The sequence below is a fragment of the Rhodovastum atsumiense genome, assembly GCF_937425535.1.
Taxonomy (GTDB): domain Bacteria; phylum Pseudomonadota; class Alphaproteobacteria; order Acetobacterales; family Acetobacteraceae; genus Rhodovastum; species Rhodovastum atsumiense.
In genome coordinates, this window is the sequence record NZ_OW485601.1 from 2,877,652 (window position 1) to 2,890,860 (window position 13,209).

Annotated in this window: 13 protein-coding genes; 7 read left to right on the forward strand and 6 right to left on the reverse strand. The window is 69.5% G+C overall.

Annotated features, from left to right (window positions below):
- Positions 1 to 16 precede the first annotated feature (16 nt).
- On the forward strand, positions 17 to 883 hold the full coding sequence (locus NBY65_RS13070; RefSeq protein WP_162530505.1) for a ferritin-like domain-containing protein: 867 nt from the start codon (positions 17 to 19) through the stop codon (positions 881 to 883).
- Between the two features lie 162 nt (positions 884 to 1,045).
- Here NBY65_RS13070 and dinB read toward each other — a convergent pair whose 3' ends face one another.
- From dinB to ribA, 3 genes are all read right to left on the reverse strand, one after another.
- A complete protein-coding gene (gene dinB, locus NBY65_RS13075; RefSeq protein ID WP_275266283.1) occupies positions 1,046 to 2,182 on the reverse strand; it encodes a DNA polymerase IV in 1,137 nt (378 codons plus the stop codon).
- A 72-nt stretch (positions 2,183 to 2,254) separates the two neighbouring features.
- Positions 2,255 to 2,752, reverse strand: a complete 498-nt coding sequence (locus tag NBY65_RS13080; RefSeq protein WP_150040346.1) for a L,D-transpeptidase family protein — start codon at positions 2,750 to 2,752, stop codon at positions 2,255 to 2,257.
- Positions 2,753 to 2,754: 2 nt separating this feature from the next.
- Positions 2,755 to 3,933, reverse strand: a complete 1,179-nt coding sequence (gene ribA / locus NBY65_RS13085) for a GTP cyclohydrolase II (protein WP_150040345.1) — start codon at positions 3,931 to 3,933, stop codon at positions 2,755 to 2,757.
- A 316-nt stretch (positions 3,934 to 4,249) separates the two neighbouring features.
- On the opposite strand from ribA, the gene NBY65_RS13090 reads away from it, so the two are divergent.
- Positions 4,250 to 4,969, forward strand: coding sequence for a response regulator transcription factor (locus tag NBY65_RS13090; protein ID WP_150040344.1), 720 nt, complete (start codon positions 4,250 to 4,252; stop codon positions 4,967 to 4,969).
- A gap of 92 nt (positions 4,970 to 5,061) precedes the next feature.
- Here the strand turns inward: NBY65_RS13090 and NBY65_RS13095 are convergent, their stop codons facing one another.
- Complete coding sequence (locus NBY65_RS13095; RefSeq protein WP_150040343.1) at positions 5,062 to 5,871, reverse strand: exodeoxyribonuclease III; 810 nt, start codon at positions 5,869 to 5,871, stop codon at positions 5,062 to 5,064.
- Positions 5,872 to 5,890: 19 nt separating this feature from the next.
- A complete protein-coding gene (locus NBY65_RS13100; protein WP_150040342.1) occupies positions 5,891 to 6,577 on the reverse strand; it encodes a fumarylacetoacetate hydrolase family protein in 687 nt (228 codons plus the stop codon).
- A 144-nt stretch (positions 6,578 to 6,721) separates the two neighbouring features.
- Here NBY65_RS13100 and NBY65_RS13105 point away from each other — a divergent pair, with 144 nt between their 5' ends.
- The 4 genes from NBY65_RS13105 (at position 6,722) to trmB (ending at position 11,233) form a co-directional block, all read left to right on the forward strand.
- Entirely contained in the window at positions 6,722 to 8,014 is a 1,293-nt protein-coding gene (locus tag NBY65_RS13105) for a dicarboxylate/amino acid:cation symporter (RefSeq protein WP_203330449.1), read from the forward strand.
- A gap of 281 nt (positions 8,015 to 8,295) precedes the next feature.
- Positions 8,296 to 9,075: a 4-hydroxy-tetrahydrodipicolinate reductase gene (dapB, locus tag NBY65_RS13110; protein WP_150040341.1), complete on the forward strand. Its 780-nt coding sequence runs from the start codon at positions 8,296 to 8,298 to the stop codon at positions 9,073 to 9,075.
- Positions 9,076 to 9,272: 197 nt separating this feature from the next.
- The gene (gene metK / locus NBY65_RS13115) at positions 9,273 to 10,460 is read left to right on the forward strand and encodes a methionine adenosyltransferase (protein ID WP_150040340.1); all 1,188 of its coding nucleotides are present in this window, start codon (positions 9,273 to 9,275) and stop codon (positions 10,458 to 10,460) included.
- A 5-nt stretch (positions 10,461 to 10,465) separates the two neighbouring features.
- On the forward strand, positions 10,466 to 11,233 hold the full coding sequence (gene trmB / locus NBY65_RS13120) for a tRNA (guanine(46)-N(7))-methyltransferase TrmB (RefSeq protein ID WP_150040339.1): 768 nt from the start codon (positions 10,466 to 10,468) through the stop codon (positions 11,231 to 11,233).
- On the opposite strand, the gene NBY65_RS13125 is transcribed toward trmB, so the two are convergent.
- Positions 11,214 to 12,341, reverse strand: a complete 1,128-nt coding sequence (locus NBY65_RS13125; protein WP_239002748.1) for a glycosyltransferase — start codon at positions 12,339 to 12,341, stop codon at positions 11,214 to 11,216. The two genes, trmB and NBY65_RS13125, sit on opposite strands and share 20 nt — an antisense overlap.
- A 299-nt stretch (positions 12,342 to 12,640) precedes the next feature.
- Between NBY65_RS13125 and rimP the strand changes: the two genes are divergently transcribed.
- Positions 12,641 to 13,177, forward strand: coding sequence for a ribosome maturation factor RimP (gene rimP, locus NBY65_RS13130; protein ID WP_150040338.1), 537 nt, complete (start codon positions 12,641 to 12,643; stop codon positions 13,175 to 13,177).
- Positions 13,178 to 13,209: the final 32 nt, after the last annotated feature.

A 13,209-nucleotide genomic window follows, 5' to 3' on the forward strand; every position in this document is an offset into this window, starting at 1 on the left:
GATCAGGGAGATAGCCATGCACAATCCGCCACCGCTGCCGCCCCCGCTCGCCACGGCCGAGGACCTGCTTGCCCTGGCCCAGGCGCTCGAACAGGAGGCGGCGTCGCGCTACCAGGACCTCGCGGCGCGGATGCAGGGGCGCGGCGAGGCAGACCTCGCGCGCCTGTTCACGCAGCTTGCCGAAGTGGAGGGCAAGCACGCCCGGCAGGTGGAAAGCCGCAGCCTGCGCCTGTTCGGAACCCCGCCCGATCCGGCGCGCGTGCGCTGGGACCTGCCGGAGAATTTCGACGAGGAAGCCGCGCGCTCGGCCAGCCTGACGCCCTATGCCGCACTTGTCATCGCGGTGCGCAACGAGGAACGGGCCTTCGCTTTTTACTGCCACGTCGCCGCGGCGGCGCCGCCGGCGGTGGCGGCCATCGCCGAGGATCTGGCGCGGGAGGAACTGGATCATGCCGCGTGGCTCCGCCGGGCCCGGCGGGAAGCGTGGCGCCGCGAGGGGCGGCGGCCGCGGCCGGTTTTGCCGGAAGATGTGGCGGCATTGCGGAACAGCGTGATGGTGGGCCGGGCGGCGATGGCACGGCTGCACGCGGCGCTGGCGCTATCCCTGCAGGCGGCGGGCGAAGCGGCGCTGGCCGTGATCTTCCGGCAGATCGCGGAGGAAGAAGCATCCGGCATCGTGGCGGAGGAGTCCTGTCCGGGCGTGCAGGATGGACTGCGCGTCCTGGAGGAGGAATTCGAGCGGCTGGCTGATATCGCCGCACGCAGCAGCGATTCCGCCATGGTCGCACTGGCCCAGGAAGAAGCGGAACGGACGCTGCGCTGGCTGGCCCGCGCCGGCGGGGCCTGGCGCAACGAATTGCTGCAGCCGGTGGCACCCGCCTGACATGGGGTGGCACGAACGAAACCGCACACGGGGCTTCTCCGTTAGGAAGGCGGACAGAGGGCGGTCCCCCGTCCCGCGCCTTGTACTGCGTCAAAATGGTATTATCAATACCACATTTTGCCCGACCGAACGGGAGCCTTGCTTCCTCGTGACGTCAGGGTGTCAGGGATGCGTGGCGGCGAGCCCGGCCGGCAAGGGCAGCGCCAACTGCCCTGCGTGGTCCTCGCCGGCGAAACCGGACAGGGTGACGCCGAGCAGGCGCACCCCTTTCGGCACCGGCAGCACCGCCGCGAGCAGGTCGAGGGCCGTCTGCTCCAGGGCCTCGTGGCTGGGCAGGGGGGCGGCAAAGGACCGGCTGCGGGTGATCTGCCGGAAATCGGCGTATTTGACCTTCAGCGTCACCGTGCGGCCATGCAGGTCGGACTTCGCGCAGATGGCCCAGACCTTTGCCACCAGCGGGCGTAGCTGGGCCTGCAGGGCCTCGAAGCCGGTCAGGTCGTGCGGGAAGGTGGTTTCGGCACCGACCGATTTGCGGATGCGATCGGCCTGCACCGGGCGGTCATCGATCCCGCGTGCGATCCCATAATAGAACGAACCACTCTTGCCGAAATGCTGTTGCAGGAACAGCAAACTTTGGGATCGCAGGTCGCGGCCGGTGAAGATGCCCAGGCGGTTCATGCGCGCGGCGGTCGCCGGTCCGATGCCGTGGAACCGGCCGACCTCCAGCGCCTCGACGAAGCCGGCGCCGTCCCGCGGCGGAATCACGAACAGCCCGTCCGGCTTGCGATGGTCGGAGGCGAGCTTGGCCAGGAACTTGTTGTACGAGACCCCGGCCGAGGCGGTCAGGCTGGTCTGCTCGCGGATCCTGGCGCGGAGCTCCTGGGCGATGTGCGTGGCCGAGGCAATGCCCTTGAGGTTTTCGGTGACGTCGAGATACGCCTCGTCCAGCGACAGCGGTTCGATCAGCGGCGAGTAGTCCGCCAGGATGGCCCGAATCTGTAACGATATCCCGCGATAGACGTCGAAGCGCGGGCGGACGAAGACCAGGTCCGGGCATTTCCGCCAGGCCAGGGCCGAGGGCATCGCCGAGCGCACCCCGAAGCGGCGTGCCTCGTAGCTGGCCGCGGCGACCACGCCACGCTCGCGCGCTCCGCCCACGGCCACCGGCCGGCCGCGCAGGCGCGGATCGTCGCGTTGTTCCACCGAGGCATAGAAGGCATCCATGTCGATATGGATGATCTTTCGCCGGTAATGCGGCGCGCCCGGATGGGGCGGGGATGGCGAAGGGAGGTTGGACACCCTCCCAGCCTATCAAAACAGAACAGGAACATCCATGCCGTGCATCCCCCTGTCCGGCAGCGAACGACCGGTTCAGGCCGGCAGCACCCGCAGCGCGGTGACGCCGGCTTCCAGCACCGCCAGCAGGTCGGGCAGTGCCAGCGCGACGCAGCCTTCGGTCGGCGCGAGATCCGGCCGGGCCACGTGCAGGAAGATCGCCGAGCCGCGACCGCGTTGCACCGGGGCATCGTTCCAGCCGAGCACGCCGATCACGTCGTAGACGCGGTCCGACCGCCACAGCTCCTCGTGGCGGGCGGGATGCGGCAGGCGGACCGGGCGGTTGTAGTCGGCATGGCCGGGGTCGTCGCACCAGCCGTCCTGTGGGCCGATCGGCTCGCGCGGCAGGGCGGTGCGGGGAATGGCGACCCGGTCGGCGCGGTACAGCACCCGGCGCAGCGGCAGCAGGCCGGCGGGGGTGGCACCGTCGCCTTCTTCCTTGGTTACCCGCACGCCGCCGCGGCCAAGTGCTGCCCGCCAGATACGGCCGCGCAGTTCCAGCCTGCCGTCGGGATATACCAGGGCTTCAGTCATGGTCACTCCAGCAGATGCCCGAAGCGTTCGGCCTTGGTGGCCAGGTAGTGATCGTTGATGCCGTTCGGGGCGAAGGCGTGGCTCTCGCGGCGCAGCACGGTGACGCCGCAGGCGGCCAGGGCCGCCACCTTGTCGGGGTTGTTGGTCAGCAGCCGCAGCCGGCGCACGCCCAGCGCCTCCAGCATGGTGGCGGCGACCAGGAAATTGCGTTCGTCCGCGCCCCAGCCCAGGGCGCGGTTGGCATCCACCGTGTCGAGCCCGCGATCCTGCAGCGCGTAGGCGCGCAGCTTGTTCACCAGCCCGATGCCACGGCCTTCCTGCGCCAGATACAGCAGGACGCCGGCGCCTTCCTCGGCCATGCGGCGGATGGCGCCGCGCAGTTGCGGTCCGCAATCGCAGCGCAGGCTGCCCAGCAGGTCGCCGGTGAAGCATTCGGAATGCAGGCGCACCAGCGGTGCCTCGGCTTCCTCGGGCCGGCCGACCAGGATCGCCAGGTGCTCCACCCCCGCATCGGGGGCGCGGAAGGCGACGATGCGGGCGTCAGGGGCACCGTCGAGCGGCACCTGCGCCTCGGCGACGCGCACCAGCGCGGCCGCCAGGGCAACGGGATAGGCGAGTACGTCGGCCGCTGGCACCGACTGCAGGCGCAGGCTGGCCGCGCGCGCGGCCGCATCGGGGGCGGCAGGGGCGGCGAGCACCGCCGGCAGCAGCCGGGCAAGCTTGGCCAGGGCGAGTGCCGCGGGGGCGGCGGCCGGACACTCCGGCGCCAGCACCGGCTCGGCCGGCAGCACCTGCTCGGCGGTGGGGTCGGCGAGGCTGCGCAGGAAGGCCGGGTCGAACAGCGCCTCGGGCAGGCGCAGCGCCAGCGCCGCCGTATTCGGCGGCACCGGCCGGTGCAGCACCGCCGCCGCCCGCACCGGGGCCAGCAGCAGCATCGCCGGGCCGCCGGCGAGCGCCTGGAATTCGCCCAGCCCGCGTGCGCCCGCTGTCTCGGCGGTCAGCAGCACCAGGTCAGGTGCGGCTTCCAGCAGGACCGGCGTGCCCCGGCGCAGATCGGCCGTCGCCCTGTGCACGCCACGCAGCCGCAGCACGTCCGGATCGGCGGGGCTGCCGGTGGCCGGCGCGGCAGGATCTTCCGCGCCTCCGGCAGGAGGGTCGTGTCGCAGGGGCGTCGGATTCATGCTGTCACCGAATATCGTACGAAAGGACCGGGGTCGATTGTTCTGCCACATCCTGTGCGGCGATGCTGTCGGTCCACGTACACCTCATGACGCCCCTGGATATGGACGTTCGGCCGGGTCTTGCCCGGTTCACCTCACGATAATGTGCGCGACTTGCGAAACGACAAGGCCGTATGCACATTGTCGTGGCGCGTTGGGCTTTGGTCCGACCTGCGAACTTGTGATTGCTGCCGGTCAGGCAGTGTAAACTGGCGGGTGGTTTCCCCGGGGCGGCGACTTTCCGGGGACAGCCCCAAGACTGCGAGGGAACCGGTATATGACGGGCGAGCGGCCCATCCTCATCGTCGATGACGACGCAGCGCTGCGGAGCATGCTTGCCGAGCAGCTGGAACTGGACGGCGAGTTCTCCGCTACCGGCGCCGAGACCGCAAGCGAGGCCGAGGCGAAGATCAACAGCCGGGAAGCCCGGTTCGATGCGCTGATCCTCGATGTCACCCTGCCCGACGGCGACGGGCGCGACCTGTGCGCCCGGCTGCGGCGCGCCGGGGTCAAGGTCCCCATCATCATGCTGACCGGGTCCGACGAGGAATCGGACGTGGTGCGCGGGCTCGATTCGGGAGCCAACGACTACATCGCCAAGCCTTTCCGTATGGCCGAGCTGCTCGCCCGCCTGCGCGCGCAGCTGCGGATCTTCGAAAACAGCGAGGACGCGGTCTTCACCATCGGCCCCTACACCTTCCGGCCGGCGGCGAAGCTGCTGCAGGACCCCGGCAAGAACCGCCGCATCCGCCTGACCGAAAAGGAAGCGGCGATCCTCAAGTTCCTCTACCGCGCGGGCAGCAAGCCGGTGCCGCGCCAGGTCCTGCTGAACGAGGTATGGGGGTACAACTCCGCCGTCACCACCCATACGCTGGAAACCCATATCTACCGGCTGCGCCAGAAGATCGAGCCCGATCCCTCGAATGCCAGGCTGCTGGTGACCGAGGGCGGCGGCTACCGGCTCGACCCCGAAGGGGTGAAGCCGGTCGTCGCGTAGGCACGGCCTCGACGCCATGTCCTGTCGCGTGCATGCGTGCGGTCACCCATCCCGCGTATGCACGCGATCGTATGTGCCGCTCTGGCACGCGGTCAGGCGTCCAGCTCGACGCAGACCGGGACGTGGTCGCTGGCCTGGGGCCAGTCGCGGGCGTCCTTGAGGATGGTATACGATCGTAAAGCTTTGGTGAGGTCGCGGCTGACCCAGACATGGTCGAGCCGCCGACCGCGGTCCGAGGCCCGCCAGTCACGGTTGCGGTACGACCACCACGTGTAAAGTTTCCGGTCCTCCGGCACGAAGTGGCGGAGGGCGTCGTGGAAGCCCTGGTTCAGCCAGTGTGTCAGCGCCTCGGTCTCCACCGGGGTATGGCTGACCACGTCCAGCAATTGCCGGTGGCTCCAGACGTCGTGCTCGAGCGGGGCGATGTTGAGGTCGCCCACCAGCACGGTGCGGCGCAGCCCGGCCCTTGCCGCGAACCAGCCGGTCGCCTCCGCCACGAAATCCAGCTTGTGGGCGAATTTCGGGTTGGTGACGCGATCCGGCACGTCGCCGCCCGCCGGCACGTAGAAATCGTGCAGTTCCAGCGGGCCCGAGGGCAGGTCCAGCAGCACCGAGAGGTGCCGGCAATCGCCCCGCCCGCACCAGTCCGGCGCGATGTCGTTCGCCGTGAAGGGGATCTTCGAAAGGATCGCCACGCCATTGTAGCCCTTCATGCCGCGCCAGGCGGCATGCGGGTAGCCGAGTTCGGCCGGGGCCTGGGCAGGAAACAGCAGGTCCGGGACCTTCGTTTCCTGCAGGCAGATCACGTCGGGCCGCAGTGCCTCGATCAGGCGGGGCAGGGCGGGCAGGCGCAACCGGAGCGAGTTGATGTTCCAGGTGGCGATGCGCAGGGTCTGGGGCACGGGCGGGGCGGCCGGGCGGTCAGACGATGCGGGTGCGCACGCTGCCCACCCCTTCGATGGTTCCCTCCAGCACGTCGCCGTGCCCGACCGCGGCCACGCCCTCGGGCGTGCCGGTGAAGATCAGGTCACCCGGCGCCAGCCGCACCAGGCCGGAGAGACAGGCGATGGTCTCGGCGATGCTCCAGATCATCTGCGAGAGGTCCGATTCCTGGCGGATCGTGCCGTTCACCGCCAGCGCGATGCGCCCGCGGGTCGGATCGGGCAGGCGGAAGGCGGGCAGCAGGTCGCCGATCGGCGCGGAGGCGTCGAAGCCCTTGGACATGTCCCAGGGCTTGCCGGCCTTCTTCGCCGCCGCCTGCAGGTCGCGCCGGGTCATGTCGAGTCCGGCGGCATAGCCCCAGACATGGTTCAACGCCTCGGCGACCGGGATGTCGGCGCCGCCGCTGCCCAGCGCGACCACCAGTTCCATCTCGTGGTGCAGGTCGGACGTCGCCGGCGGATAGGGCATGTCGGCCCCGCCGGTCAGCACGGCATCCGCGGGCTTGGTGAAGAAGAAGGGCGGTTCCCGATCCGGATCGGCGCCCATCTCGCGGGCATGCGCGGCATAGTTGCGACCGACGCAGAAGATGCGCCTTACAGGGAATAATCCCCCGCCCAGCACCGGCACTGCCGCAACCTGCGGTGGCGAAATCGCATACTCAACCATGAGCCCATCCTTCAGGGTTGCAAATCGCACTGGGAAGTGAAAAAGCCACGCCGTCAACCCGGCCCCACGGCGCTGACGCGTACCAGATGATTGTCGTTGAGTGCAAATGACGGACCGGGTTGGCCGGCCCCCAGGAGGTTGCGTGTGATACAGGCGAGCCAATCAAAGTCGCTGTATATCCAGGTGCTGATCGCCATCGTTCTCGGTGTCGCGCTCGGTCACTACTATCCGGAAATCGGCGTGCAGTTGAACCCGCTCGCGGTCGGGTTCGTGAAGCTGGTGAAGATGGTGATCGCGCCGATCATCTTCGTCACCGTCGTCGTCGGCATTGGCAAGCTGTCCGACACCACGGAAGTGGGGCGCATCGGCCTGAAGGCCATCATCTACTTCGAGATCCTGACCACGCTGGCGATGCTGATCGGCCTGGTGGTCGGCCACATCATCGAGCCGGGCTCGGGCCTGAACGCCGACCCGCACAGCCTCGATGCCAAGTCGGTCGCGCAGTACACCGCCAATGCCGCGCACCAGACGGTCACCGATTTCCTGCTCGGCATCATCCCGGATTCGATCGTCGGCGCCTTCGCTCGCGGCGACATCCTGCCGGTGCTGTTCTTCGCCGTGCTGTTCGGCATCGCCCTGGCCAAGCTCGGCGAGCGCGGCCGCCCGGTCATCCATTTCTTCGACGAGGCCGGCGCGGCGCTGTTCGGCGTGATCGCGCTGATCATGCGCGTGGCGCCGCTCGGGGCCTTCGGCGCCATGGGCTTCACTATCGCCAAGTACGGCATCGGCTCGCTGTCGCAACTGGCATGGCTGATGGCCTGCTTCTACCTGACCTGCGCCTTGTTCGTGCTGCTCTGCCTCTCCATGGTGATGCGCATCACCGGCCTGCGCCTGTGGCCGCTGCTGCGCTACCTGAAGGAAGAGTTCTTCATCGTGCTGGGGACCTCCAGCTCGGAAACGGCGCTGCCCGGCCTGATGGCGAAGCTGGAGAACCTGGGCTGCAACCGCCCGCTGGTCGGCCTGGTGGTGCCGCTCGGCTATGCCTTCAACCTCGATGGCACGTCGATCTACTTCACCATGGCGATCACCTTCATCGCCCAGGCGCTCAATATCCCGCTCTCCTGGGGCGATTACCTGATGATCCTGGCGGTGCTGCTGCTGACCTCCAAGGGGGCCGCGGCGGTGACCGGCGGCGGCTTCATCACCCTCGCCGCCACCCTGGCCACGCTGAACGGCAAGGTGCCGGTGGCCGGCATCGTGCTGGTGCTGGCGATCGACCGCTTCATGAGCGAGGCGCGCGCCATCACCAACCTGTTCGGCAATGCCGTGGCGACGATCTTCGTCGCTTGGTGGGAAGGCCAGCTCGACCGCGACCGGGCCCGGCGGGTGCTGGCCGGGGTAGAGGTGCCGGCGCCGGCCGTGCAGCCCGTGATCTGACGGTGCATGCGGGGGAGAGGGGACCGCGCGGTCCCCTCTCCCCCGCAGTTGAACGGGGCGGCAGGGGCGGTCCGGCCCGGCCGAGAACCCGGCGCTGCCGGGGAACGTTCATCCGGGCGGTCGTGGCGTCGTTCCCCACCCTGCGCCGCGGCGGTGCCGGCGGCGCGGTTGCTCCCAGGCCGCGTCGCCACCCTTTCCCCGGCCCGGGCATACTCCTGAGAGTCTTTATTCCTTTTCTGTCGCTCTGGACGCGGTGGCCCGAGCACCGCAGGATCGGCCGCATGGAAAAGGGTATCGGCATCGCCGGCATTGCCGGCCGGATGGGGACGTTGCTCGCCGAAGAGGTGCGGGCGGCGGGGGCGACGCTGGTGGGCGGCATCGATCGTCCCGACGCGACGGTCGCGGGGGGCGGTCTCTTTCCCGACATCGCCGCCCTGGCGGCGGCGGCGGCGGTGGTGATGGATTTCACCCATGCCTCCACGGTGCAGGCACATGCGCGCGCGCTGGCGCAGGCCGGCACGGCCTGGGTGCTGGGCACGACCGGCCTTTCGGCCGAGGATCAGGCGGCGGTCGCCGAGGCGGCCACCCGCATCGCCGTGGTTCAGGCCCCCAATTTCTCCCCCGGCGTCAACCTCGTGCTGGCCCTGGCCGAGCGCATGGCGGCAGCGCTGCCGGCCGGGCAGTACGATGCCGAGATCGTGGAGATGCATCATCGCCAGAAGGTGGACGCCCCGTCCGGCACGGCGCTCGGCCTGGGCCACGCCGTCGCCAGGGGCCGCGGCGTCGCGCTGGAGGCGGTGAAGGAAAGCGGTCGCGACGGGCATTGCGGCGCCCGCCGCACCGGCGGCATCGGCTTCGCCGCGCTGCGAGGCGGCCAGGTGGTCGGCGAGCACACGCTGCTGTTCGCAGCGGCGAACGAGCATATCTCGATCACCCACCGGGCGTTCGACCGGCGGGTGTTCGCGACCGGCGCGGTGCGGGCGGCGCTGTGGACGCACGGGCGGCCGCCGGGCCTCTATTCCATGATGGACGTGCTCGGGATGGCGCCGCCGCGCGGGTGACGCGCCGGAGCGTCGTGGATCGGTGGGGGTTCAACGGAATATTGTCGTTGAACTCCGGCTGATCCGCGGCGGGCATGTGGAAATTTCTCCGCCGAGGCTTGACCCCCAGGGGGCTTTCGTTCACACACCGGGCCCATGGTTTCATGGGCCTGTCAAAGGCCGTCTCCGCTCCCCCCCTCCGCCTGACGGAATTTCATATGCGCGACAAGGGCGAATTCCTTTTCACTTCCGAGTCGGTCTCGGAAGGGCATCCGGACAAGGTCGCCGATCGCATCAGCGACACCGTGCTTGATGCTTTCCTGGCTGCCGATCCGTACGCGCGCGTGGCCTGTGAGACGCTGGTGACCACCAACCGCGTCGTGCTGGCTGGTGAGACCCGTGGCCCTTCCACGGTCACCCACGAGTATCTCGCGCATCTGGCGCGGCTGGCGATCAAGGACATCGGCTACGAGCAGGCGGGCTTCGACTGGCGCACCGCCGAGATCGCCGTGCACCTGCATGCGCAGTCGGCCGACATCGCGGTGGGTGTCGATTCCGCGGGCAACAAGGACGAGGGTGCCGGCGACCAGGGCATCATGTTCGGCTATGCCTGCCGCGAGACGCCGACGCTGATGCCGGCGCCGCTCTATTATGCCCACGAGCTGCTGCGCACGATCCGTGACCGGCGCGCGGCCGGCGATGCGGGGGTGAAGGGGCTGCTGCCGGACGCCAAGAGCCAGGTGACGCTGCGCTACATCGACGGCAAGCCGGTCGGCGCCACCAGCGTGGTGATTTCCACCCAGCACGAGGAAGAGCTCGACCAGCCGCAGATCAAGCGCCTGCTGCTGCCGCTGATCGAAAGCGTGCTGCCGGCCGGGTGGACGCCGGACGAGCGCGACATCTACATCAACCCGACCGGCAAGTTCGTCATCGGCGGCCCGGACGGCGATTGCGGCCTGACCGGGCGCAAGATCATCGTCGACACCTATGGCGGTGCCGCGCCGCATGGCGGCGGGGCGTTCAGCGGCAAGGACCCGACCAAGGTCGACCGCAGCGCCGCCTATGTCGCCCGCTACCTCGCCAAGAACGTCGTGGCCGCCGGCCTGGCCGAGCGTTGCACGCTGCAGCTCAGCTATGCGATCGGCGTGTCGCATCCGCTGTCGCTGTATGTCGACCTGCACGGCAATCCCTACGAGGTCAGCGAGGCGAAGCTCGAGCGGACGCTGCGCGAGCTGGTCAACCTGACGCCGCGCGGCATTCGCGAGCATCTGCACCTGAACCGCGCCATCTATGTTCCGACCTCCGCCTACGGCCATTTCGGCCGTGAGCCGAATGCGGAGCATGGCACCTTCACCTGGGAAAAGACCGATCTGGTCCCGGCGCTGAAGTCGGCGTTCGGTCGCTGAAACGAATGGGGACCAGGGGCCGCACGGCCCCTGGTCCCTCTTCCGACGCCGTGACCATCCCCCTGAAGCCTCCCCCCGACCGGCTGTATGGCCGCTCCCGCGGGCATCCGCTGCGGCCGCGCCAGCAGAAGCTGCTGGACGTGACCCTGCCGCGCCTGCGTTTCGATCCGGCGCAGGCAGGCACCCCCCTGGCCGCCTTCAGCTCCCCCGTTTCGGCCTTGTGGCTGGAAGTCGGTTTCGGCGGCGGCGAGCACGCGCTGGCGCAGATCGCCGCGCATCCGCACGCCGCGCTGATCGCCTGCGAGGTGTTCGAGAACGGACTCTGTTCGTTACTCTCGCGCGTGGTGCCCGAGGGCGGCGAGGCAACGGCGCCATTGCCCGGCAATCTCCGCCTCTGGAACGACGATGCGCGGACGCTGATCCGGGCCCTGCCCGATGGCTGCCTCGATCGCCTGTTCCTGCTGTTTCCCGATCCCTGGCCGAAGGGGCGCCATGCCAAGCGCCGTTTCGTGCATCCGGGGTTGCTGCCGGAGCTCGCACGGGTGCTGAAGCCCGGCGCCGAGTGGCGCATCGCCAGCGACGACCCGACCTACCAGGGCTGGGTGGCCGAGGTCCTGGCGGCCCAGGACCTGTTCGACGTGCCGCCCCCGGCGACCGTGCGCCCCGATGGCTGGCCGCCGACCCGCTACGAGGCGAAGGCACTGGCCGCGGGACGGCCGCCGCTCTACTGGTCGCTGCGCCGGCGCGCCCCGGTCAGCTCCGCCGCCACGTGAGCACCGAGCTCGCCGCGTAGTTCCAGACCAGGCTCATCACCGCGCCGGCCATGCCGGCGAGCCACCAGGTGGTGTGCACGGTCGGGCTGAACAGGAAGGACGAGACGCTGACATTGGCGGCGGCTCCCACCGAGCAGATCGCCGCGAAGGTCACCAGCCCGCGCAGGAAGCCCCAGCCGTGCAGCCGGCGGTCGCGGAAGGTGAAGATGTTGTTCAGCCAGAAATTGCCGACGATGGCGGCGGCGGTGGCCAGCGACTGCGCGGTCGGGAAGTCGAGCCCGAAGGGCGAAAGGCACAGCCGCAGCACCACCAGATGCGCGGCGATGCCCATCGCGCCGACCGCGGCGAACAGCAGGAAGCGCACCGGCACGATATGGCCGACCAGCTTGTCGGCCAGCAGCAGCGCGTAGTCGCGCAGCACCCCGGCATCGAGCTTGCTCTCTCCGGCGAGGCGGGTGCGGAACTGGTAGGGCAGCTCGATCAGGCGCGGCCGTTCCGGCAGCGAGGCCAGGATGTCGAGCAGGATCTTGAAGCCCATGGCCGAAAGGCGCCGCACCGCGCGCTCGAAGGTGGTGCGGCGGATCATGAAGAAGCCGCTCATCGGGTCGGTGACGGGGGCGCGCAGCACCATCCGGCTCAGCCGGGTGGCGAGGCTCGACATGCCGACGCGCCCCTTGTCCCAGCCGCCGACGCCGCCGCCGGCGACGTAGCGGCTGCCGATGGCGATGTCGTAGCCGTCGTCGCGCAGGGCGGCGAGCATGCGTGGCAGCACCGCCTCGTCGTGCTGCAGGTCGCCGTCCATCGCCGCCACGTAGGGCGCAAGGCTGGCCTGCGCGCCTTCGATGAAGGCCGAGGCCAGGCCGCGCCGGCCGATGCGGTGCAGCAGGCGCACACGCGGGTCGCGCGCGGCGATGGCGGCGACGGCGGCGCGGGTGCCGTCGGTGGAGTCGTCGTCGACGAAGATGGCTTCCCAGGCGGTGCCGGCGAGGGTTGCGTCCAGCCGTTCCACCAGCGGGGCGATGTTGTCCTGTTCATTGAGGACCGGAATCACCACGGCAAGCAGCGGCGCCTGCCCGAGGGCGAGCGGGGTCGGGATGTCGCCGTTCACGGGTGGTCGTCCTCAGCGGTTGGGGGGCAGGAGGAATGCTAGAGCGGTTTTGTGCGATGCGGCAACCGTTGGCACACCCCAGGGTTTTGTTTCCGCAGGGGTTTTGTTGCAATTGGCGCGGGTGGGACGCGGGCGGCGGCCCGCGGCGGGATCAATTTCTCAGCAGATCCGGGGCGCCGTGGCGTCGGGGCAGGGGGGATCGAAGATCTTGCGCTGGCTGCGGTGCGTCGCTACCTTGAAGATCACAAACATCTTCCGATCGATACGGAGGGTGGCCCTGACGGGCCGCCTTTTTTGTTTTGGAGCACGCCACGTCCCCTCCCGACCTGCCCCACCACACCGGCCTCGAGGCCCGGGTGGCCGACATCATCGCTCCCACGCTCGTCGACATGGGCTACGAGCTGGTGCGTGTGGCCGTGCTTGGGCGCGAGCGGCCGACGGTGCAGATCATGGCCGACCGTGCCGATGGCAGCCAGATCACGCTCGAGGATTGCGAGGCGATCAGCCGCGCGGTCGGTGCCGTGCTGGACGTGGAAGACCCCATTCCCGGTGCCTGGACGCTGGAGGTAAGCTCGGCCGGCATCGACCGGCCGCTGACCCGGCGCAAGGACTGGAACCGCTTTGCCGGCCATCTCGCGCGTGCTGAGACTGTGCTGCCGATTGACGGCCGCAAGCGTTTCTCCGGCACGGTGCTCGGGGCCGACGACACCCATGCGCGGCTGCGCCTCGAGGACGGCACCGAGGTGGCGCTGCCCTTCACCGAGATTCGCAAGGCGCGGCTGGTGCTGACCGACGCGCTCATCGACGCCACTGCCGCGTCGTCCCGATCGAACTGACCCGGCTGACCGGCCGGACCTGAGACTCCAGA

What these genes read in the sequence shown, in the direction of transcription:
- NBY65_RS13070 (WP_162530505.1), top strand. Translation starts at nt 17, where the DNA reads ATGCACAATCCGCCACCGCTGCCGCCCCCGCTCGCCACGGCCGAGGAC.
- NBY65_RS13080 (WP_150040346.1), bottom strand. Translation starts at nt 2,752, where the DNA reads ATGACTGAAGCCCTGGTATATCCCGACGGCAGGCTGGAACTGCGCGGC.
- ribA (WP_150040345.1), bottom strand. Translation starts at nt 3,933, where the DNA reads ATGAATCCGACGCCCCTGCGACACGACCCTCCTGCCGGAGGCGCGGAA.
- NBY65_RS13090 (WP_150040344.1), top strand. Translation starts at nt 4,250, where the DNA reads ATGACGGGCGAGCGGCCCATCCTCATCGTCGATGACGACGCAGCGCTG.
- NBY65_RS13100 (WP_150040342.1), bottom strand. Translation starts at nt 6,577, where the DNA reads ATGGTTGAGTATGCGATTTCGCCACCGCAGGTTGCGGCAGTGCCGGTG.
- dapB (WP_150040341.1), top strand. Translation starts at nt 8,296, where the DNA reads ATGGAAAAGGGTATCGGCATCGCCGGCATTGCCGGCCGGATGGGGACG.
- metK (WP_150040340.1), top strand. Translation starts at nt 9,273, where the DNA reads ATGCGCGACAAGGGCGAATTCCTTTTCACTTCCGAGTCGGTCTCGGAA.
- trmB (WP_150040339.1), top strand. Translation starts at nt 10,466, where the DNA reads ATGGGGACCAGGGGCCGCACGGCCCCTGGTCCCTCTTCCGACGCCGTG.